Below are 21,198 nucleotides of genomic sequence, written 5' to 3' on the forward strand. Positions count from 1 at the left end.
CGGGAAAGCTATGCAGATTATTCAAACCGTACTTGCTCTTGCACTGACCCTGGGCATACTCGTCACCCTGCATGAGTATGGGCATTTCTGGGTAGCGCGCCGCTGTGGCGTGAAGGTGCTGCGTTTTTCGGTGGGGTTTGGTAAGCCGCTGTTCTCGTGGTATGACCGTCATGGCACCGAGTTTGCGATAGCGGCTATTCCACTGGGCGGTTATGTTAAAATGCTCGACGCGCGAGAGGGCCCGGTCCCTGAGGAACTTCGGGATCAGGCCTTTACCTCCAAGCCGCCTTCTCAGCGAATCGCCATTGCCGCAGCAGGCCCTGTAGCCAATTTTTTGTTCGCAATTTTTGCCTATTGGTTGCTCAGCGTGGTGGGGGTTACGCAAATTGCGCCGATTGTCGGTGAAATTGCGAGTAAAAGCGTCGCCGAGCAAGTTGGTTTGCGCAAAGGAATGGAGATTCGTGCGGTGGACGGCCACCGGGTAAGCTCCTGGCGCGACGTGAATATGCGTATTCTTGAGCGAGCGGGTGAGCAGGGTGCAATCACTCTGGATGTGTCCGGTGATGGAACGTCGGGAACCGTGAGCGGTGAGCTTGGTGGTTGGAGCTTGAGCGATGAAAATCCTTATCCGCTTGCCGAATTTGGTATAACACCCTGGCGCCCGGATGTGCCGGCCGTTCTTGGCGAGATATCAGAAGGCGGTCGAGCGCAGGCGGCAGGTCTCAAATCGGGGGACCGCATTCTTGCGGTCAATGATCAGCCGGTGAATAGCTGGTTTGGGATGGTTGATTTTATTCGCGGCGCGCCCGAGCAAACGTTAACTCTGACCATTGAACGAGCCGGTGCCAAACAATCCGTACAGATTACCCCGAAAGAGAAAAAACTGGATAATGGCGAAATAATCGGGTTTGTAGGCGCTGGAGTTGAGATCGTTTCCTGGCCGGATAATGTATTGCGGGAGGTTCGTTATGGCCCCTTGGCAGCCATTCCCGTTGCGTTGGATGAAACCTGGGCCGACACTCGCCTCACGCTCGTTGCCATGAAAAAAATGGTTACAGGACTGCTCTCGCCCAGTAACCTCAGCGGGCCGATCACGATTGCCCGGGTTGCTGAAGCCAGTGTCAGTTCCGGATTTGAAGATTTTGTTCGTTTTCTGGCTTATCTGAGTGTCAGCCTTGGTATTCTGAACTTGCTGCCGGTTCCGGTTCTGGATGGTGGTCATATTCTGTATTACACCATCGAGGCAATTCGCAAAAAGCCGCTCTCGGACGCGGTTCAGACGGTTGGATTACGAATTGGTATGGCAATGATACTCACTTTAATGGTGTTTGCTCTTTACAACGACCTGATGCGGTTGTGAGAATTGCGGGCTCCTTACGCGCATTAACCAGGCGAAATAATTGAATGAGACGTTTTCTTCTAGGTTTAGCCGTTGGCCTCGCTGTTGCCGCAACCAGCATGACGCCAGCTTTTGCAGACGAATTTACGGTTGCGGATATTGAAGTGGAAGGCCTGCAGCGTGTTTCTGCGGGTACGGTATTTTCCGCTTTTCCAATCAATATCGGCGAGCAGATGGATGAAACCGAACTGGCAGAGTCTATAAAATCACTCTTCCGGACGGGATTGTTCACTGATATCGAAGCCAGCCGCGATGCCGGTATTCTGATTCTCACCGTGCGAGAGCGCCCGTCGATCACGTCGATCGACATTGAGGGCAACAAAAACATTGAAACAGGCATGCTTAAGGATGCTCTGGCCGGCGCAGGGCTTCAGGAAGGCCAGGTGTTTCGTCGGGCAACGCTGGAGCGGCTGGAACTCGAAATTCTGCGCTCCTACATTGGCCAGGGCCGTTACAACGCCCGTGTCAAAGCAACCGCAGAGGTGTTGCCCCGTAATCGTGTTGCCATTCGTCTGGATATTAACGAAGGCACGGTGGCCGCCATCCGGCACATCAATCTGGTAGGCAACCATGACTTCAGCGATGAGCAACTACGCGATTTGTTCGAGCTGAAAACCAGCAGTTGGTGGAACTCGCTTACGAATTCGGACAAGTACGCGCGGGAACGCCTCAGTGGCGATCTTGAAACGCTGCGTTCATTCTACCTCGACCAGGGTTACCTCGATTTCAATGTGGAATCCAGCCAGGTGTCGATTTCGCCTGATAAGCGTCAGGTCTTTATTGCGATAGCCCTGAACGAAGGACAGCAGTACACCATCTCGGATATCCGGCTCCGGGGCGATCTCATTATTGATGAGAAGGAATTGCGAGAACTGATTCCGCTTGAAGAAGGCGACGTTTTCTCCCGCGCCCGTATGATCTCGATTTCAGAAACACTGGCGTTCCGGCTGGGCAAAGAGGGCTATGCGTTTGCCAACGTGAATGCTGTTCCTGAGCCAAGTGAAGACAACACGGCCGTCGTTACCTTTTTTGTTGAGCCGGGCAAGCGCGCCTACGTTCGCAGGATCAACTTTGACGGTAACGTGTCCACCCGCGATGATGTCTTGCGCCAGGAAATGACACAGATGGAAGGCGGCATTGCTTCATCGGACCGCATTGAATTTTCCAAAACCCGACTCGAGCGGCTTGGCTTTTTCCAGACGGTTAATGTGGATACCGCTCCGGTGCCGGGTACGGACGATCTTGTCGATGTGAATTACTCTGTGAAGGAGCAACCAACAGGCAGCCTCTCGGCTTCCGTGGGTTTCTCTCAGAACTCCGGCGTAATTCTTGGTGCCAACATCTCGGAGAACAACTTCTTTGGCACAGGCAAGCGTGTGTCATTGGGTGTGAACGTCAGCGGCGCGGTCAAGAGTGCTAATGTTTCTTACATGGATCCTTACTACACCGTTGATGGCGTTAGTCGCGGTTACAGTGTGTTTGCGCGCAAGACAGATTTTGCGCAACAGTATGTTACGTCCTATCTTCTGGATGAGTACGGTGGTCGCCTCACCTTTGGCTATCCGACCGACAATATTACGCGATTGAATTTCGGGCTGGGGTACACGCTTTCCAGAGTCAAAGACGGGGCGTTTTCATCCCGGGAAGTCACCGATTTCATCAACACGGAAGGCGATTCCTTTAGCAACTACTTTTTGTTCGGTAGCTGGCGTCGCAGCACCTTGAACCGGGGTGTGTTGCCATCAGACGGCTACAGTCACTCAGTATCGCTGGATGTTTCAGTCCCTGGCAGCGATCTTACGTTTTACAAGCTAAGCCATAAAACCGATTTCTACTTCCCGCTCACAGAGAACAATCGTTGGGTGTTGCGTACACGAACAGATATTGGCTATGGAGACGGCTATGGCAGTCGCTCGCTTATGCCGTTTTATGAACATTTTTATGCTGGCGGCTATGGTTCGGTTCGCGGTTATCAGGCCAACTCGCTTGGAAGGCGTGCCACTAACGCCCCTAACGATTTCTCCGCCCCGGATCCTTTCGGTGGTAACCTCTTGACTGAAGGTTCCCTGGAGCTGATTTTCCCTACACCGTTTGCCGGCGATACCCGGTCCATGCGCACAGCGTTCTTTTTGGATGCCGGACAAGTGTTCGATACGGACCGCGGATTTCGTCCTGAGTTGAGGGCGGTGCGCCTGTCGGCTGGTATAGGCTTCCAATGGATTACGGCGGTAGGCCCGTTGGCATTCAGTCTTGCCAAGCCTCTTAATGACAAGCCCGGCGACAATACCCAGATATTCCAGTTCTCACTGGGCCAGACATTCTGAATCCAAAATCGAGAAACAAAAACGAATGAAACCGAGGAGCCCTATTATGTTCAGAACCGCACTGATTTTCGCAGCCGCTATGGCGATGGCATTGCCTGCGGTGGCCGATACTCGCATTGGCGTTGTAGATCTGCGCCAGGCTTTGTTCTCGTCTGATGATGCCAAAACGTTCAGTGAAAGCCTCCAGAAAGACTTCATGGGTGATGAGGAAAAAGTCCGCGAAGCTCAGGATGCCGCACGCAAATTGAAAGAGCGTCTGGAAAAAGACGGTGCAATGATGAACGAAAGTGAGCGCAACAAACTTGCCGGAGAGTTCCAGGAGAAAGTTAAAGAGTTCAACTTCCTTAAGCAACGTCTTGATTCCACCGTTAACCAGCGTAAGCAGGCGTTTCTTGAAGAAGCCCGGCCCGAAGTAGACGCGGCGGTGAAAGAGCTGCTGGAAGAAAACGATCTTGATCTGATTTTGCCGAGCGAAGCTGTTGTCTATGTGAAGCCGGAAATGAATCTGACCTCTCAGCTTCTGGATAAGCTGAACCGTTAATTCCTGCCGGCGGGCCCCAGGGCTCACGATCGTGTTTTGGAGCGCGTGATGACACAGAAGTCCTATCGGCTTGGAGAAATCGCAAAAGCTCTGGGAGCAGAGCTGCGCGGTGATCCGGAAACCCTGGTTTCTGGTCTTGCGACTCTCCAGGTGGCTGGACCCGGTCAGCTCAGTTTTCTGGCAAATCCCACCTACGCAAAACACCTCGGGGACACCCGGGCTGCAGCGGTTATAGTGTCGCCTGCGGCCGCCGCCGATTGTCCGACCAGCGCCTTGATACTTGATAATCCGTACCTGGGCTATGCTCATTTAAGCCATTGGTTTGATCCTGCACCCGTTGCGCAGCCGGGCATTCATCCTTCGGCGGTGGTGGACGCCAGAGCAACCATCGCGGCGAGCGCCTGTATCGGTCCCGGCGCCGTTATTGAAGCAGATGTTGTCATTGGCGAACAGGTTGTTATCGGACCAGGGTGTGTTATCGGCGCTCGAACACGCATCGGAGCGGGATCAGTCTTTCGCCCCAGAGTGACTCTGGCCCACGATGTGGTTATAGGGCAGAGATGCCATATTCTCAGCGGCGCCGTGATTGGTTCTGATGGATTCGGATTTGCAAGCGAGAGAGGCGAGTGGCACCGAATCGCTCAGCTTGGGCGCGTTATCCTTGGGGATGATGTGGAAGTGGGTGCGAATACAACGATTGATCGGGGAGCGCTGGACGACACGGTGATTGGTAATGGGGTGAAGCTTGATAACCTCATCCAGATTGCTCACAACGTTCGCATTGGTGATCACAGTGCCATGGCCGCGATGGTCGGGATTGCAGGCAGCACGCGGATTGGCAGCCACTGTGTGTTTGGTGGCGCGGCTGGAGTAGCAGGGCATCTGGAAATCACTGATCAGGTGCACCTCACCGGTATGACGTTGGTTACCGGGGATATTCGGGAGCCGGGAGTCTATTCTTCCGGCACCAGTGCAGATACGAATCGGCAATGGCGAAAGAACGCCGTACGTTTTCGCCAGTTGGACACTCTGGCGCGACGTATAAAAGAATTAGAAAAGAAATCAGAGGGCTGAGGCCGATCAACATGATGTACATCGATGAAATACTGGAATATCTGCCGCACCGCTATCCCTTCTTGCTGGTGGATCGGGTTACCGAGATTGAAAAGTCCAAATCGATCAAAGGCTACAAAAATATCTCCTTTAACGAGCCGTTCTTCGCTGGCCATTTCCCCAACAACCCGATTATGCCCGGGGTGCTCATTATCGAAGCCATGGCTCAACTTTCAGGCATTCTCGGCTTTGTAACGGTGGGGCGGAAACCGGCAGACGGACTGGTACAATATCTGGCGGGGTCCAGTAAGGCGCGTTTCAAGCGCCCTGTTTTGCCGGGAGACAAGCTGTGCCTCGAATCGGTATTGATCTCCGGTAAACGAGGTATCTGGAAATTTGAATGTCGTGCACTGGTCGATGGAGACGTCGTCTGCGTTGCCGAAATACTGACCGCAGAGAGAGAAGTTTAATGGCGACAAACGACTGGTCGGGGGTTCACCCGCAGGCGATTGTAGATCCGTCAGCCAAGCTTGCGGATAACGTAACGATTGGCCCTTGGAGCTACGTTGGCCCAAATGTCGAGATTGGCGAAGGCACTGAGATTCTTTCGCATGTGGTTGTAAAAGGCCCAACGGTTATTGGCCGAAACAACCGTATTTTCCAGTTTTGCAGTATTGGGGAAGAATGCCAGGACAAAAAGTACGCCGGAGAACCCACCACATTGGTTATCGGCGATAACAACGTTATCCGTGAAAATTGCACGATTCATCGCGGTACGATTCAGGATCGCGGAGAAACCCGTATCGGTAGCCACAATTTATTGATGGCTTATGTGCACGTAGCTCATGATTGTGTGCTGGGAGACCACATTATCCTTGCGAACTGCGCAACGCTGGCCGGCCACGTCGTCGTAGGTGATCACGCCATTCTTGGCGGTGGCACCATGGTGCATCAGTTCTGCCACATCGGACCCCACAGCATGGCCGCGGGTGGCAGCATCGTTCTCAAAGATATTCCGGCCTACGTTATGGCGGCAGGCCAGTCGGCAGAGCCCCATGGTATGAACGTGGAAGGCCTTAAGCGCCGTGGTTTCGATAAGGGCGTTCTGGTCACCCTGCGCCGGGCCTATAAGGTCATTTACCGACAGGGCCTGACCACCGAGCAAGCCGTTGAGGCGTTGGAGGGTGCCTACGCTGAAACACCAGAGGTGCGCGTTCTGATTGACTCTCTGCGTGGAGCTCATCGCGGTATTATCCGCTGAGCTGGCAGGAGCCCTGTTCGATGAATGATCCCCATGCTGCGCTCATCAGTAATCGCAAAGTAACCTTCGGAATAATTGCGGGCGAGGCATCGGGAGACATTCTCGGTGCTGGCCTGGTACGTTCGCTTCGAACCAGATACCCGAACGCGCGATTTGTTGGTATTGGTGGCGATGAAATGACTGCCGAAGGCTTTCGCTCCCTGGTACCCATGGAGCGGCTATCCATTATGGGTTTGGTGGAAGTTCTTGGCCGCATTCGGGAGCTCTTCAGTATCCGGTCACGGCTACTGAGTTATTTTTTTGCCACACCACCCGATGTGGTCATCGGAATTGATTCCCCGGATTTTACCCTTGCCATAGAGCGACGTTGTCGAGAAGCCGGTATTCCGTCTGTTCACTATGTCAGCCCTTCGGTTTGGGCCTGGCGGCAGAAGCGGATCTTCAAAATAGCCAAATCCGTTGACCTTATGCTCACCCTGCTGCCGTTTGAAGCCAGATTTTATGAAGAGCACCAAGTGCCCGTGGTGTTCGTAGGGCATCCGCTAGCCGATCGTATTCCTATCGTTCCCGAGACGGGTAAAGCTCGCCATGAGTTGGGGCTTGATGAAAACGTACCCTTGTTGGCTTTATTACCCGGCAGCCGAGCGGGCGAAGTTGAACGCCTTGGCACACTGTTTCTGGAAGCGGCGCGCTGGATTCAGAGTAAACGCCCGGACGTACAGTTGGTCATCCCCTGCGTTAACCGCGAGCGAGAGGCGCAGGTTCGAGATTTGATTGAAGCGCTCGACGTGAAACTTCAGGTCACCATAGTGAGAGGCCGCTCCCGCGACGTGATGGCCGCGTCAGACGTAGTGTTGCTGGCCTCCGGAACCGCGACTCTTGAGGCCATGTTGCTGAAAAAGCCCATGGTCGTCGGTTACCGCCTGAGCAGCGTAAGCTATGCACTTGTCTCCCGCCTGGTGAAGGTGCCTTATGTCTCTCTACCTAACCTGTTGGCAAAGCAGCCGTTGGTGCCTGAACTTTTGCAAGATGACGCAACACCCGAATCACTGGGCTCGGCGGTGCTGGAGCGTCTGGAAAACCAGCAAGAGCGTGATCGGTTGATCGAAGCCTTTACAGAGCTTCACCACACATTGCGGCAGGATGCTGATGAGAAGGCCGCTCAGGCAATCTCCCGGCTGCTCGAAGAGAGAGCTCGCTGAATGGCCCGCGCTGTTGTTTTGCCGCCTTTCGAGTGTGCGTATCAGGGCAGGCTTCTGGCCGGCGTTGATGAAGTAGGGCGGGGACCACTGATCGGCGCGGTGGTTACGGCCGCCGTGATTTTAAACCCCGACCGACCCATCGCCGGGCTAGCCGATTCAAAAAAGCTCACGGAAAAAAAACGTAACGCTCTTTACGACGAAATAATCGAACACGCAACGGCCTGGTCTTTAGGCCGCTGCGAAGCCCAGGAGATTGACCAGATAAATATTTATCAGGCCACAATGCTCGCGATGAAGCGCGCCGTTGCCGGTCTGAAAGTTGCACCCGAGTATGTGTTGGTAGACGGAAACAAATGCCCGAAGTGGCATTGGTCCTCAGAGCCCGTGGTGAAAGGTGATAGTCGGGTAGGGGCGATCAGCGCTGCGTCTATTCTTGCCAAAGTCACCCGGGACCGGGAGATGGCGGAGATGGCGTTGAAATACCCGGGTTTCGGTTTGGCCCAACACAAAGGCTATCCCACACCCGTGCATATGGAAGCGCTGTTTCGATTGGGGGTGACGTCAGAGCACCGAACGTCCTTCCGCCCGGTTCGGGAAGCGCTCGAGCAGGTTGGTTCTTATAAGGAGTCTGCGACACGTGCACCAGAATGCCTTAACTACCCGACGGATCTGTTTGAAAACAGTAATTGACAACTCCTGCGTAAGCCCATATTATACGCGCACGTTGATCGGGGTGACCCGGCAACAACTAGTTTGATGCGGGGTGGAGCAGTCTGGTAGCTCGTCGGGCTCATAACCCGAAGGTCGTAGGTTCGAATCCTGCCCCCGCTACCATATTTAAAGGCAAATCAGTAATTTACTGATTTGCCTTTTTTCGTTTGGACCGACAAAAAGTTCCTGTGACACCTATGTGCCAAAGTCTGCGGCGGCGCGATTGCTGATCAATTGGAACCGGATCAAACTCCACTCTTTACCGATTTCGCTGGACAGTGGCTCCAGGAGACCAGAATCCCGCCATTGAGCCATCACAGACCCTGGAAAAGCATGTCAGCGCCACACCGTCAATTACTGGCCAGATCCAAAAGGCGTTGTGAATTATCAGCAGTAAAAGCAACATAACGGGCTGAGAGGTCAACGTTACTCGATTCACAGCGTCCGCGTGACCGGAATCTATAGCTGGAAGTTTGCAATGGAACAGAATTGCCCATTTTGCGCCGTCAATGAAACATCAGAACATGGTCCCATGGCATCCAATGCGCTGGCTCATATCTGCCTGGACGGCTTTCCGGTCTCGAAAGGCCACTTGTTGATCATTCCCAATCGCCATGCCTCAGACTGGTTTGATCTTACTTCGGCTGAACAACAAGCGATCATGGAGTTGGTCAAGCAAGGAAAGCAGTGGCTTGAGGAACGTTACCAGCCGGATGGCTACAATATTGGTATGAACTGTGGAGCGGCGGCAGGGCAGACGGTCTTGCACATGCACTGTCACTTGATTCCTCGGTATGCGGGCGATCAACACGATCCTCGCGGTGGCGTGCGATGGGTCATCCCGGAGAAAGCGGATTACTGGAGTGGCCGATGAGTTTGCTTGATTACGAGAAACGCTTTGCGTCGCTTCGAATGAATAGGGGCGGTGCTAACAAAAGTCCTCACAAAGTGGCCATGTTGCAGGCGGTCATGGATCTCGTAGAGTCGGGCGACGTTACGAATAATCGGTTTTATTTTAACGGTGATCTCAAGCGCCAGTTCACCGAACGTTTTCAGGCATTAGCGTCTCCTTCGGATCGTAATAACCCCCATTTGCCGTTTTTCCACCTACGGAGTGAGGGGTTTTGGCACCACAAAACCAGACCCGGCCAGCAAGAGCCCTATGATCAACTGACAACGTCGACGTCGCAGGGCGTTATTAACGCTCACATTGATCATGTATTTTTGGACGACGAGCTGTTTGAACTTCTGGGTAACCAGTTTGCACGTGAGCTTCTGAGATCCTCGCTGTTAACTAGCCTTGATGAAACGTCGATTCGTGACCTCCTACAACCTGAACGCGGTGGTTGGGACTGGTTGGAATGCGAGTTTCTAGTCCATGATTACGTGACGATGCTGGAGAAACACCTCGTTGGTGCGGCCTATAGTAAAGCAGCCCACCGCAGGGCGCTTCAGCCGCGCCTGAATAATCGCTCCGAGGGATCGATCGAATATAAACACCAGAACGTCAGTGCTGTGTTATTGGAGTTGGGGCTCCCATACATCCCTGGCTACAAACCCGCGTTTAACTACCAGCAACAGCTCAAACAGGTAGTTCTGTCTTATCTTGCTGGCCATCAGAAGGTCGTCGACGACGTAAATCTCGTTGCTGATCAGGTTGTGGGTGAATCGGATCATCATGATTGGGCCTGGGAGACGGTGTTTGATCCGGAACCGCCAGAGCGCATCCCTCATGTCGCCGAAGGCAGGCCCAGCTACTTGGCGAAACGTATCGACTTCTCAGAACGTGAGCGGCGAAATCGCCAGTTGGGGGAGAGCGCGGAGAAATTCGTTCTTCGCATGGAGAAGCAGCGTCTTATCGCAGAAAATCGGCCCGACTTAGCCGCAGAAGTCGAATGGTCTAGTGAAAAACGTGGCGATGGGTTGGGATATGACATTCGCTCTTTTGATGCGTTGGGAGATCAAGAGCGTTTCCTAGAGGTTAAAGCGACCAAATCTGGGAAGTACCAGCCGTTTTTTATTAGCGAAAATGAGCGATCATTTTCTATTGAATTCTCGGAGGCGTTTCGTCTCTATCGCGTCTACGACTTCGGTTTGGCTTCGCGGTTTTTCATTTTGCCGGGAGCAATTGAACAGCACGTGCATTTGATGCCGCAAAACTATAGAGCCCGGTTTTAATGCGCGACATTCTCGCTCGCGTTGATTTCAGTGGGATGGTTGCGTTACCCCGATATCCTCCGCTGAATAGAGTGGGGAATAAACCGGGCGATAAAGGCGGCAATGTTGGTCTGTGGTGTAACCAGATATCGTGGCTTGGGACGTGCCGCTTCTGCTGCCCTGTTCATCAAATAAAAAACTATCGTGGGCCGCGTTCATCGCGGACTTTGTAACTTTGTTTACCGACAATTCAATAACGGGAGCCCAAGCATGGCCGACGAAGACACTCTGCAAGCGCTTAAAATTGCTTTCACGTTTATGCCACACCCAATGGAGATCAACCGCTTCGAGTACGGTGACGATACCGACAAGGTTCAGGCACAGGTGAAATTTGTTCGGGAAGTGCTGGCTCACCGTGGCGTCGATCCCGAAGAGGTCAGCGGTGATATCAATCCGGATTCTGAGCCAAATTCCTGCTACTGAGGTGTGGTTTTTCGGCTTCGTTTGTCGTTGTAGAGTCGCTGATCTGCCATGCGCATCAGGCTGGTGGGCGCGTTCAAACCGGGCTCCTCGGAGCTTGCCGCACCCCAGCTGAAGTGGGCCTTCAGTTCCTGGTCTTGCCAGTGAAAAGCGGCCTGCTGGAAATGCCTGGTCAGGCGTTCGCCAATGAGCCGAGCTGAGGCCAGGTTCTGGTCAGGAAGCAGCACCACGAATTCGTCTCCAGCAAAGCGGAACACTGAATCATCTTCCCGCAACAGAGATTGGCACTGGTCAGCCACAAAGCACAGGTAAGCGTCGCCGCAGTCGTGGCCGTAGGTGTCGTTGACCGTTTTGAAATCATCCAGGTCGATAAAAAGAATCGAGAGAGCCCGCCCATAACGGCGTGATCTGCTCAGGCTCTGGCTCAGGGTGTCATCCAGTTCGCGCCGGTTGCGAAGGCCGGTCAGAGGATCCCGCGTCGCCAGGTCCCTTAGCTGGTCCCGGGCCCAGACGCTGGTCAGCCCGATGGAAACCTTGACCGCCAGTTGCTCCAGGAAAAACGCCTCCATGCCGGGTTGGTAGCGTTCTGGATCCACGGTGCCGAGAAACAGACCGCCCACGACACGGTCTTCCATAACCAGTGGCAGAACAGCCATGGAGCCGATCGTCTGTCGGTTTTCGGGAGGTATCAGTTGGCGAAAGCGCTGGGGCTGGTCCAATAAAATCGGCTGGCGGATGTTGCCGATCAGGCGGATGTAGTCAACGGCGGGTACCTTCATGGGCAACACCAGGGCGCCCTGATCAGCCATTGATGCACGGAGCCGTTGGTTGCTGTCGATGTTCGTCAATACCAACCACACTTCATCCAGCTCGTATCGGGTTCGCACCAGGGCCGTAAGCCGATCCAGAAAAGTGGCGCTGTCGCTCAGGTTTGTCAGTTCAACTTCAATCTCGAACAGCGTGCGCGCAATCTTTTCGTTGCGGCGGGCATGCTCTATGAGCTCTTGAACGTCGATTGAGTGTTCAGGTGGCAAAGACATCGGCGGGTCAAATCCCGTGTAATAATAGTCTTTCGGATTCAGATAGCTTGGCGAGCCGCTGATCCAATACGATAGTATCAGAGAGTCTGGCCTGATGGCTGGCTTTTCTGAGAAGGTAAAGATCCATGCACAGGGAGCTCATGCATGCATGTTGGAGAGAATTTCAGGAAGGTCCTGGTCCAGACCTCTGGCGCCGCCATCAACGTTCTGCATGGCGGGCAGGGCAGCCAACCCCTGCTGCTGCTCCACGGCTATCCCCAGACCCACATGATGTGGCATCGGATCATGCCTTTGCTGGCGCCCCATTTCCAAATCGTATGCCCCGACCTTCGCGGTTACGGTGACAGCGAGAAACCTCATTCGGCTGGTGATCACAGTACCTATTCGAAACGGTCCATGGCTGCCGACATGGCCGAGTTGATGACCGAACTGGGCCATCAGCAGTTTCTGGTAGCCGGCCACGACCGCGGCGCCCGGGTGGTTCACAGAATGGCGCTGGATTATCCGGAGCGGGTCAGCCGGGCGTGTGTCATGGACATAGCCCCAACGCTTCACATGTTCAGTCACACGGATCAGCAGTTTGCCACCGGCTACTATCACTGGTTTTTTCTGATTCAGCCGGATGGGCTGCCGGAACGGATGATCGGTTACGATCCGGGCTATTACCTGACAGAGAAACTGAAGCGGTGGAGCGGCCCGGACGCGCAATTCGATCCAGACGCGGTGGCGGAGTATGTCAGGTGTTTCAGCGATCCGGCTGCGATTCACGCGTCCTGCGAAGATTATCGGGCAGCGGCCACCATCGATATGGAACACGATGAGCAGGACCGTCACCGCAAGATCCAGTGTCCCCTGCTGGTACTCTGGGGCAATCAGGGTTTTGTTCACCGCACCTATGACGTGCTCGCGGTCTGGGGCGACTATGCCCGGCACGTGGAAGGCCGGTCGCTGGACTGCGGGCACTTTCTGCCGGAGGAGGCGCCTGAGCCAGTGGCTGGGGCGTTGCTGGATTTTTTCGCATAGGGGTGTGAGTTGAACGAGTCCCTTGGTGGCGTCTGGCAGGGGCAGGTCACGCCGACTGGAATAGAGCCCAGCTCTGCATTCTGAGGTGAAATTCACCGGCCTGGCGTCCAGACACAAAAAGACTCACCGATGCCAGGTGCCGGATGTCCAGTGGTTCCGCATCCGTCACTGTCTTCCCCCGCCAGGTAGGGATGAAGTCACTGAAGGGAAGCCGGATACAACGCCATTGGTCCGTATCCGGTGTAAAGCTGTGCTGGTACACGATGCTGCGCCGATTGGTGCTGGTTCGAAGCCCGATCTTGTAGGTTTTACCATCGCCGCGAGCCAGCAGTTCAACACCGGTCCAGCCCGATGCATCCCGCGGTTGGGGCAAGTCCGCTTTGGCCGAGGCAAAGCCGCCGCCGTTATCTAACCGCACAGTGCCACAGAAATGGCCATAGCCTTCCTCAGAGCGGGCAACCTTGCCATCAGATTGCCCTCCCATAACTGGATCACCGAGGGATTCCCATTCCAGGTCGTTCTCCTGACCATCGAAAGCGACCAGTGTTGGGTCTTGGTTGGTACTTTGCCTTTGGTTCATTGGTTTACCTTCAACAAATTTGCACAGGCTGAAACTGGCATTTTGAATCACCGATCCCCGATGCAGTAGATACCTGATAGCGTTACACTAACTCGCCAAACATACGTTCATGAATAATATTCAGAGTGATTGTGGTGAGCCCGTGAACAACTACCTCCAGAAAATCCTCCGTGGCCAGCCCATCAATTATGAGGCTTTTTTAAAGAAGCTCCCGGAGCCGTTTCGGCGTCGCCATCGGGAAATGTTTGCCCCGGAAAAAGTGCAGGCTAATCGCTGGGTGGTCACCATTTTGGATGAAGCTGCTTTCTCTGCTTTGCAGAAGGTCGTGGCAGTCCCTGTCAGCCGTGTCGATGCGGCCAAAAAGGGCAACTCCCACCGCCATGGTACCGACGTGAGTTTTTTGCTGGCTTACCATCAAGGCCTGCCGTCCAGTCGCCCGGATGTCGTGGTCATTGGTGGCGATTCCGTGGATATCGGCTTTGAGCGCGCACCCTGTGTGCTGGTGGTGGAGAATGAACGCAATTTCTATTGTTATCGCGAAATGCTGACCTTTGCCAGTGAGCTGTTGGGCAGGCAACTGGATCTGGGAACATGCGATGTGGTTTTGGGCGGAGGCAATCGAATTACCCGGGCCGTCGTTCTTGAATGGCTGGGTGGTTACGACGACGTATTCTGTGCGTTTGATTGCGATGCGGGTGGACTCCAGATGTTCTCGACCGTCTCCGCTGCGCTTGGGACGACGGCTGAGTTTGTTCAGCCGACCAACTGGCAGCCCTGGCTGACTTGTTTCAATAAAATTCCGGACTCTACCGAAAGGTTTACAAAAGCCCTGTCGCTGGCCGAAGATCTGGGGTTCATGTCACTGGCACAGGCTTTCCGTGCGACCGGTAAATTTATGGAACAGGAAGTAATTCTGGATGAGTGATGCACAGGGTAGCCCAAGCACCTTTAATTTTGGCATTCGCCGGTTGATTCTGGTTGATTCAGCTGGCTTTTGTTACGTGGAAATTCCAGTAGGCAACCATAGCCTGATTTTGGGGCCGGGTAATCTGGGGAAATCCAGTCTGCTTAACTCTCTGCGCCTGTTTCTGTTGCCGGAGAACAACTTTAAAAATAGCCGCAAGAAATTCGCTTTCCGCAATGCCAGTGCCGGCAGCTTTTATACCAATGAAGAAAGCTATCAGCATTACTTTCCCGATCGTTTCAGTTTCCTGATTATGGAGGCTGAAAACCCAGCCGGTGTGCACTGTCAGATTCTGTACCGCGACAACGCCAGCCAGCTCAGTTATGGCCGCGCTTTTGTGCCGGTTAGTTACGATCAGCTTCGGCCTTTTTTCTGGGATGTCGACGATGAAGATGGCATCGGGCGGGCGGTGCCTGAGCTGTCATTCAGCAGGCTGGCGGATGCTTTGAAAAAGCTTTCCAAAGCGACCCGCTTTGTGAATGACCCGGCAAAGCTCAAAACCATGCTGTATAGCAGCGAGCTTATGAACGCCGATGTTGTGCGTTACTCAGTGCTGCCGCTGGGGGAATCTGACGAGCGCAGAGTGCAGTCCCTGCGCACCTTGATTCTTCTGCTGTTTGAGATGAAGGCCGACGATCAGGCCATGGCCAATGCGGTGGCCAGCATCATCGAGGCTGATAAAAAATTTGCCGACGACGCCTTTGATTTCAACATCGATGATTTTCTCAATCGCCACGAGCAACTAAAACAGCAGCAGGTTCAACTGAACCGGGTTGAAAAGGAACGGCCCCGGTTCGAGAAACTCAACGGCGAATACCTGGCGTATCAGAATCTGTTGCGAAGCCAGCACGATTTCGCCGCGTTCCGGGACGGCATGTTCAGCGCCCTGAAGGACATTGGCAGCCAACGCAAACACGCCGCTGAAGCCTATTCCGAGCAGAATGATGCGCTGCGATATCTGCAACAAACCCTTAAACAGCTCAATCAGGACGCAGACAGCCTGAAAGGAGAGATCCGTTCGGCGGAACGGCGCATCAAACAAGCCGAGCAGAATCAGAAAGACGGCGAGTTATTGGCCTCTCAGTACGGTGATTTTACGCTTCAGGAAATTGAAGACATCCAGAAGGAGGAGTTCGATCGCAAGAAAAATCACCTGGCCGCGCTAAAAAGTGCCGCACAGGCCGAAATCCGTTTGGAGCAGATCCAGAACGCCAGGCGCAAGCTGGAACAAAAACTCGACAGGCTCAATGAGCGCGAGAGCAATCAGCAATGGCAGCTCCAGAACCAACTGGATGAAGCCACAGCCGCTCCGCTGAGAGCGGTGGACCCGCGCATGATGATGGCCAGCCCCGGCCAGGCGTTGGATGCCGGCAGCAAGGATACCATCGAAGCGTTCGCCCGTTTGTTCGCGCCCAATGACCGGGGTTTTGACTGGTTTGATGCTGAATACCCGGCTCAGCCGGCCCGACCGGAGGATTTTGCCCGGCAGCGACAGGGCATAGAGGGCGAAATCAATGGTTTGGATAAGGAGCGGCGAGAGCTGGCCGACACCAACGATCGAGAGCAAGACAGACCTCGGCTGATTGAGCGCACGGAAAAGGAAATTCGCGCCATTGAGAAAGATCTGGAAACGCTGGTTCGTTATCCGCTGGCGGCAACCACATTGCGAGATGCCACTGAGGAAAAACAGGCGGCTGAGGAGCAACTGGCAAAACTGGAAGAACAAGCCGGCCTGGAGCAATCGAAGCAGGGCACGGTTCAGCAGAAAGCCGCAAGGCTCAAGGCCGACAAGGAGCGTATCGAAGAGCGCGAACGGGAACTGGTGGGCCTTAGCCGAAGTGTTGGCACGGTGGAACACCGCTTTCCACATCTGAAGGCCGTTCAAGTGGAGCAGCCGCTGGCGATTGAAGCGGTGTCTGTGGCCGTTTTCGACGACCTGCAGACCCAGCTGGATAGTCTGGAAACCGGTCGCCGTAACATCCTCGACAACCTGCGCCAGTTTGTTTATCAGGGCATTCATGAAGACAGCGACGGTGAACTGCAAAAAGACAGCCCGGCGATGTCTGTTATCCGCGAAACCTTTAAAAACCTGTCGGATCTGTTTGCGGGTATGACAGAGCGCTGGCAGGTGCTCCAAGAGCAGGTTGCGGTTCATAACGAAACCGTCGCCAGTTACCGTCAGGCATTGAAATCCAACCACGAGCATATTGCCCGTTTTGAAGATCAGCTAAATCGCGAGTTGAAGGGCGTCCGGATCAATGATCTGGTGGAAATCCGGGTGCAGATCCATACCGACCCGAAATTCCGCAATTTGGTGGAAGAGGCCAACAACATCAATCCCTATGGCAACGAGCTGCAATCCGATGCTTTTTATGACCGTTTACGGGTATTTGTGGCCGATTTCTTTGGTGAGCAGGGCGGCAGCACGCGCCTGACGATGGACGCGGTCATTACTGGCATTTCTTACAGCACCCGTAAGGAACACGCCGCCACTTTGGACAAGAAAGGTCAGTCCACTTCGACCACGGCCCTGATTAATCTGGAACTGGTGTACCGTCTGCTCAAGCGCGTGTTGTACCCCGGCGTAACGCTGTCGTTCCCCATGGTGCTGGACGAGATGGCCAGTGTGGACATCAGCCAGATGCCGTCACTGCTGGAGCGCCTTGGCAAGCAGGGCTTCAACCTGTTTTCCGCTGCTACCCACAGCGCCAGTTCCGAATTGATTTACCTGATCGGCCGCCATCTGGAGGTTGGGCAGATGCGCACGGCCCGCCCTTACAGCTCGCAGCGAACCCTTGTTTTCTGGGGCGGAGCGGAAGGCTTCACCAACGGCGAGCCTTTGAGCTACTGGGCAGATCAAACTCAGAACAGCCTGCTGGAACCAGCGGATGAGTAAACGCTTCAGCACGTTAGATACGACACGCCTGCTTTTCGATCACCCGAAAATCCTGTTTCGGTTGATTGAGCGAATGGATCGCAACGAAACCCGTTACATTCGGGAGAGCGATCTGGTGGCTGAAGTGATGGAGTACACCCGTAACCTTGGCAAGCCTGACCGGGAAAGAGTTCGGCTTGCCGTGAACACCGATAACCTGTTCCGAACGGGCCTGGTCATTGACATCATGAAGGACGAGGGCGAGCGCCGATTGGTGTTTCAGGACTCGTTAATCAACCTGATGCGGGCCTGTAATGCGTCCCTTTACCAGGAACTGACGGATGCCCGCCTGCGGGGTCATCTGGTGACCTTGCGGGATGTTCGCAACCGCCTGGAAACCAGCAGTTTCAGTGAAGCCGATTCGGACTACACGGAACTGCGGGATGATCTGAATGAACGGGTCAGCCAGCTGATTGGCCTGCTGCGCCAGAACGTGTTGCGCATGCAAACCATCAGCGCCCAACTGGCCGAGATGTCCGGTGACGCCAGCCGGGTGCCGGACAAATACCTGGCATTCCGCCAAAACCTGTTTGAGCAGATCGTCACTCTGTACGACCGCCACATCAAACCCACCATGATGTTTCTGAATCCTGATACGCGCTTGCCCGACGGCAGCAACCTGTTCGAAACTCTGGAAAGCATGGTGAGCCTGCTGGAAAAAAACGACGAGCAAAGCCTGGCGGATCAGCTTTTTCGTTCGTCCATCAGCCTGAATGCCCTGCATAAACCGATTCAGGCCGTCGCTCAGGAGGTTGAACACTTTCTGCGCAAAACCCGCCGGGGCATGGCCCAGTACAACGCCATGGAGCATTTTTACGGAAAATTGCGTTCGCTCAAGGACGATACCGAAACCCTGAGCCTGCGTCGGAAATGGTTGGAGGGTGGCGACTTCGCCCGACGTGTTGGTTTCCTGGTTGGCCTGCGAGCCCAACAGCGACCTAAACACTATGCGTTTGGTGAATCAGCCAGTTATTACCAGCTCTTGTTCAGCGAGTTGAATTTGCGTCTTGCGGACCTCATACGCACGGCTGAAGTACCGGTGCTGGAGGAAGTGGAGGGTAGTGGACGACACCCCCGTGTTGATGTTCAGCGCATCAACCAGCTCTATCAGTGGCTGGAAACCCTGGAGCTGCGACCAACCCAGGATCTGGTTCAGGAGCTGCATGGCCGATTGGAGAATTTCATCCCCGGTTACCGTTTCCCGGACCTGTTAGCCGCCCTGAACCGATTGGTCAACTCGCCCCCGAAAGGGATGCAGGTGATAACCACCAATCGTTTTCGCACCCTCAAACAGACTCCGGAAACAGAGCAATTCGTCTATCGCAAGCGACGCCTGCTAGACGACATTTCGAAAACTGAAACAGAGGCAGACAATGTCTGATTTCACTAACACGCCGGACGCGAGAGACGCTTCAAACAGCTTTGAGCAGATCCTTCCGGCCCACAGTGCCGCCATTTATCGGGAGTTTCAGACCGGGCGGATCATTGTAAGGGATATCTGGGACAGCAATCGGTCGGAGCTGCGTGCTAACCCGCTCTATAATGTTTTGTATAACCACCTCTCCCATTTCAGGATTCTGTATGAACACCTGGGCAGTGAGCTGGTATTCAATGAGATCGGTGCATTCTTCTTTCTAAAAGAAAGCAGTGACGACGAGAGCGAGGAGCACGACGAGAATGCCTTCCGCGTGCAGGTGGTACTGCTCCTTATCGGACGTTATTTCGCTCGCAGTGGTCGGGACCTGGACTACCTGGGCCGCCCCGATGCCGGCTTGAATGAACAAGACTTCAGTGCCATGGCTGGCGATGACGAGTATCAGGATATTCTCCGGGCGGCACGCTTCGAAAAAGGCCTGTCCGAAGCATTGGATTACCTGGATAAACGCAATTTGCTGTTTCGTTCGGGCGCAGGTCGGTGCTTTTTGAGTTCCGGCGGTCTCTATTTTCTGCAGGAGTTGGTTCGCGAGTACGAGCAGGGTTAGGCATCAGTTCCTGGACTGTGTGGGCTATAAATCTTTTAATCATCTCAAATTCTGCGATTTGTGCTCCGCAGATAGATGAAGTTCTCAATCGAGAACATGTTGAAGGCTATAAAAAAGTAACGTGGAGCAGCCCATTGTCGAATTTGCCGCATGGCGGGATGTTTGACTCCACCTTCAGTGGTAAGAGTCTTTGCTAGTGGTTTTAGACCAGAGTTTCACGCCAGCGCCATGTTTTGAACGGCGGCTTCGCCGTTGACGGGCTAAGGCGCCGGACAGGCAGATTAATCAGTCTGGCTTGGATGTGATCCGTTCTTTAAGGGTTTTAGGAACGGTTTCCTTCGGTGTCGCTTCGCAGGCATCGATGATCTCGCCCATTGGTTGATCGAACTGATCCATGCCAATGGTTGTTTCAGTGGTCCCGTTCTTCCCGTACTCGTAACCATGAATCCAGTAGACGATTTGGTTCTGATTTTGCGTATCGAGCGCAAGAAATTCTTCGCAGGTGACGTTTTCGATTTTTTTATCGGCCTTATCGGCGGCAACAGCGTTGCTAACAAAACCGAGAGAGCCCAACGCAACAGCGAATAGGGGCTATTCGGTGGCCCACATTCGGATGCAGTTGCCTCGCCGCTTTGCGGGTGTCGTGACCTATTTCCGCAAAAGCGTCGCGCATTGTCCGCACGGCTTCTGTGTTAGCCAGCGCACAGACTGGATTAATCGATACGATGAACATGGATGGTAGACTTGTTACTGGTCCGACGGAGCCCACCGCTGTTGATCAAAGTCTCGAAATTCCCCAGTTGGGCCAATTTCCGGTTTCGGGAGGCATGCTGTGATTACGAATGTAAAGCTCATCAGGAAGGAATCGATTGCCGAGAGCACCATGGCCTTTTATTTTGCCAAGCCAGCAGGGTTCGATTTTCGTGCCGGCCAATCCGTCGACTACACCTTATTGGATCCCCCGGAAACCGACGAGGAGGGTAACAAACGTACTTTCACGCTGATGCACGCGCCTTACGAGCCCGAACTGGTCGCGGCTATGCGGATGCGCGACACGGCGTTCAAGCGAACATGGAAGGATTTGCCGATCGGTACTGAAATCAAACTGGACGGGCCGTATGGCGACTTCACGCTGCACAATACGACATCCACTCCGGCGGTTTTTATCATCGGTGGTATCGGCGTGACGCCGGTGCGCAGCATGATTGCCCAAGCTACTCACGACAAAACAGCTCATCAGATCACGCTTTTGCATGCCAGCCGCACACCGGCTGAGCTGCCGCTCAAGGCCGACTTCGAGCGTTTGGCCAAAGACAATCCGAACTTCAGTTACATATCGGTTGCCTCCGACTCAGCACCAGATGACTGGCCCGGCGAGCGGGGTCGGATCGATGCGGAAATGGTGAAGAAATACGTGCCGGATCTGAACCGACCCATTTACTATTTGTCCGGCCCACCGGGCATGGTCAAAGCAATGCGTCAGCTGTTGGTCGATCTGCAAGTCAACGAGGACAGTATCCGTACCGAGGAGTTTTCCGGTTACTGA

20 protein-coding genes and 1 tRNA gene are annotated in these 21,198 nt (G+C 54.1%); 18 read left to right on the top strand and 3 right to left on the bottom strand.

Features of this window, described 5'->3' with window-relative positions; genetic code table 11:
- The first annotated feature begins 10 nt into the window (after positions 1-10).
- From rseP to ENI00_RS17530, 12 genes are all read left to right on the top strand, one after another.
- Positions 11-1,360 (top strand): RIP metalloprotease RseP, encoded by a 1,350-nt coding sequence (gene rseP, locus ENI00_RS17475; protein ID WP_304105241.1) that lies wholly within the window; start codon positions 11-13, stop codon positions 1,358-1,360.
- 44 nt (positions 1,361-1,404) lie between these two features.
- Positions 1,405-3,723, top strand: a complete 2,319-nt coding sequence (bamA, locus tag ENI00_RS17480; protein ID WP_304105244.1) for an outer membrane protein assembly factor BamA — start codon at positions 1,405-1,407, stop codon at positions 3,721-3,723.
- A 46-nt stretch (positions 3,724-3,769) separates the two neighbouring features.
- Positions 3,770-4,264 (top strand): OmpH family outer membrane protein, encoded by a 495-nt coding sequence (locus ENI00_RS17485; RefSeq protein WP_304105247.1) that lies wholly within the window; start codon positions 3,770-3,772, stop codon positions 4,262-4,264.
- A gap of 48 nt (positions 4,265-4,312) precedes the next feature.
- Positions 4,313-5,338: a UDP-3-O-(3-hydroxymyristoyl)glucosamine N-acyltransferase gene (gene lpxD, locus ENI00_RS17490; protein ID WP_304105250.1), complete on the top strand. Its 1,026-nt coding sequence runs from the start codon at positions 4,313-4,315 to the stop codon at positions 5,336-5,338.
- Positions 5,339-5,349: 11 nt separating this feature from the next.
- A complete protein-coding gene (fabZ, locus tag ENI00_RS17495; protein WP_304105253.1) occupies positions 5,350-5,787 on the top strand; it encodes a 3-hydroxyacyl-ACP dehydratase FabZ in 438 nt (145 codons plus the stop codon).
- Positions 5,787-6,578, top strand: a complete 792-nt coding sequence (gene lpxA / locus ENI00_RS17500) for an acyl-ACP--UDP-N-acetylglucosamine O-acyltransferase (protein ID WP_304105256.1) — start codon at positions 5,787-5,789, stop codon at positions 6,576-6,578. Before fabZ ends, lpxA begins: the two co-directional genes overlap by 1 nt.
- Before the next feature lie 20 nt (positions 6,579-6,598).
- The gene (gene lpxB, locus ENI00_RS17505) at positions 6,599-7,780 is read left to right on the top strand and encodes a lipid-A-disaccharide synthase (RefSeq protein ID WP_304105258.1); all 1,182 of its coding nucleotides are present in this window, start codon (positions 6,599-6,601) and stop codon (positions 7,778-7,780) included.
- Positions 7,781-8,470, top strand: coding sequence for a ribonuclease HII (gene rnhB, locus ENI00_RS17510; protein WP_304105261.1), 690 nt, complete (start codon positions 7,781-7,783; stop codon positions 8,468-8,470).
- 67 nt (positions 8,471-8,537) lie between these two features.
- A tRNA-Met gene (locus tag ENI00_RS17515) sits at positions 8,538-8,614 on the top strand.
- A 355-nt stretch (positions 8,615-8,969) separates the two neighbouring features.
- Positions 8,970-9,365, top strand: coding sequence for an HIT family protein (locus ENI00_RS17520; RefSeq protein WP_304105264.1), 396 nt, complete (start codon positions 8,970-8,972; stop codon positions 9,363-9,365).
- On the top strand, positions 9,362-10,669 hold the full coding sequence (locus ENI00_RS17525) for a DUF3883 domain-containing protein (RefSeq protein WP_304105266.1): 1,308 nt from the start codon (positions 9,362-9,364) through the stop codon (positions 10,667-10,669). Before ENI00_RS17520 ends, ENI00_RS17525 begins: the two co-directional genes overlap by 4 nt.
- Before the next feature lie 249 nt (positions 10,670-10,918).
- On the top strand, positions 10,919-11,131 hold the full coding sequence (locus ENI00_RS17530; RefSeq protein ID WP_304105269.1) for a penicillin-binding protein: 213 nt from the start codon (positions 10,919-10,921) through the stop codon (positions 11,129-11,131).
- Here ENI00_RS17530 and ENI00_RS17535 read toward each other — a convergent pair.
- The gene (locus tag ENI00_RS17535) at positions 11,125-12,168 is read right to left on the bottom strand and encodes a sensor domain-containing diguanylate cyclase (RefSeq protein WP_304105272.1); all 1,044 of its coding nucleotides are present in this window, start codon (positions 12,166-12,168) and stop codon (positions 11,125-11,127) included. The two genes, ENI00_RS17530 and ENI00_RS17535, sit on opposite strands and share 7 nt — an antisense overlap.
- A 144-nt stretch (positions 12,169-12,312) precedes the next feature.
- Here ENI00_RS17535 and ENI00_RS17540 point away from each other — a divergent pair, with 144 nt between their 5' ends.
- Positions 12,313-13,191: an alpha/beta fold hydrolase gene (locus ENI00_RS17540; RefSeq protein ID WP_304105275.1), complete on the top strand. Its 879-nt coding sequence runs from the start codon at positions 12,313-12,315 to the stop codon at positions 13,189-13,191.
- A 46-nt stretch (positions 13,192-13,237) separates the two neighbouring features.
- On the opposite strand, the gene ENI00_RS17545 is transcribed toward ENI00_RS17540, so the two are convergent.
- Positions 13,238-13,771 carry a CIA30 family protein gene (locus ENI00_RS17545; RefSeq protein WP_304105277.1) on the bottom strand — a complete coding sequence of 178 codons (534 nt, stop codon included), beginning with the start codon at positions 13,769-13,771 and terminating at the stop codon, positions 13,238-13,240.
- A gap of 142 nt (positions 13,772-13,913) precedes the next feature.
- Here ENI00_RS17545 and ENI00_RS17550 point away from each other — a divergent pair, with 142 nt between their 5' ends.
- From ENI00_RS17550 to ENI00_RS17565, 4 genes are read left to right on the top strand one after another with little or no spacing between them, the layout of a single operon-like run.
- Positions 13,914-14,696 carry a hypothetical protein gene (locus ENI00_RS17550; protein WP_304105279.1) on the top strand — a complete coding sequence of 261 codons (783 nt, stop codon included), beginning with the start codon at positions 13,914-13,916 and terminating at the stop codon, positions 14,694-14,696.
- A complete protein-coding gene (locus tag ENI00_RS17555) occupies positions 14,689-17,631 on the top strand; it encodes a hypothetical protein (protein WP_304105282.1) in 2,943 nt (980 codons plus the stop codon). Before ENI00_RS17550 ends, ENI00_RS17555 begins: the two co-directional genes overlap by 8 nt.
- Complete coding sequence (locus ENI00_RS17560) at positions 17,624-19,051, top strand: hypothetical protein (RefSeq protein ID WP_304105285.1); 1,428 nt, start codon at positions 17,624-17,626, stop codon at positions 19,049-19,051. Before ENI00_RS17555 ends, ENI00_RS17560 begins: the two co-directional genes overlap by 8 nt.
- Positions 19,044-19,652, top strand: a complete 609-nt coding sequence (locus ENI00_RS17565; protein ID WP_304105289.1) for a condensin complex protein MksE — start codon at positions 19,044-19,046, stop codon at positions 19,650-19,652. The genes ENI00_RS17560 and ENI00_RS17565 overlap by 8 nt, the downstream gene beginning before the upstream one ends.
- Before the next feature lie 285 nt (positions 19,653-19,937).
- Here ENI00_RS17565 and ENI00_RS17570 read toward each other — a convergent pair whose 3' ends face one another.
- Positions 19,938-20,225, bottom strand: a complete 288-nt coding sequence (locus tag ENI00_RS17570) for an HdeA/HdeB family chaperone (protein WP_304105292.1) — start codon at positions 20,223-20,225, stop codon at positions 19,938-19,940.
- 259 nt (positions 20,226-20,484) lie between these two features.
- On the opposite strand from ENI00_RS17570, the gene ENI00_RS17575 reads away from it, so the two are divergent.
- Positions 20,485-21,198, top strand: a complete 714-nt coding sequence (locus tag ENI00_RS17575; RefSeq protein ID WP_304105295.1) for an FAD-dependent oxidoreductase — start codon at positions 20,485-20,487, stop codon at positions 21,196-21,198.

The organism is Marinobacter antarcticus (genome assembly GCF_011049865.1).
Taxonomy (GTDB): domain Bacteria; phylum Pseudomonadota; class Gammaproteobacteria; order Pseudomonadales; family Oleiphilaceae; genus Marinobacter; species Marinobacter antarcticus_A.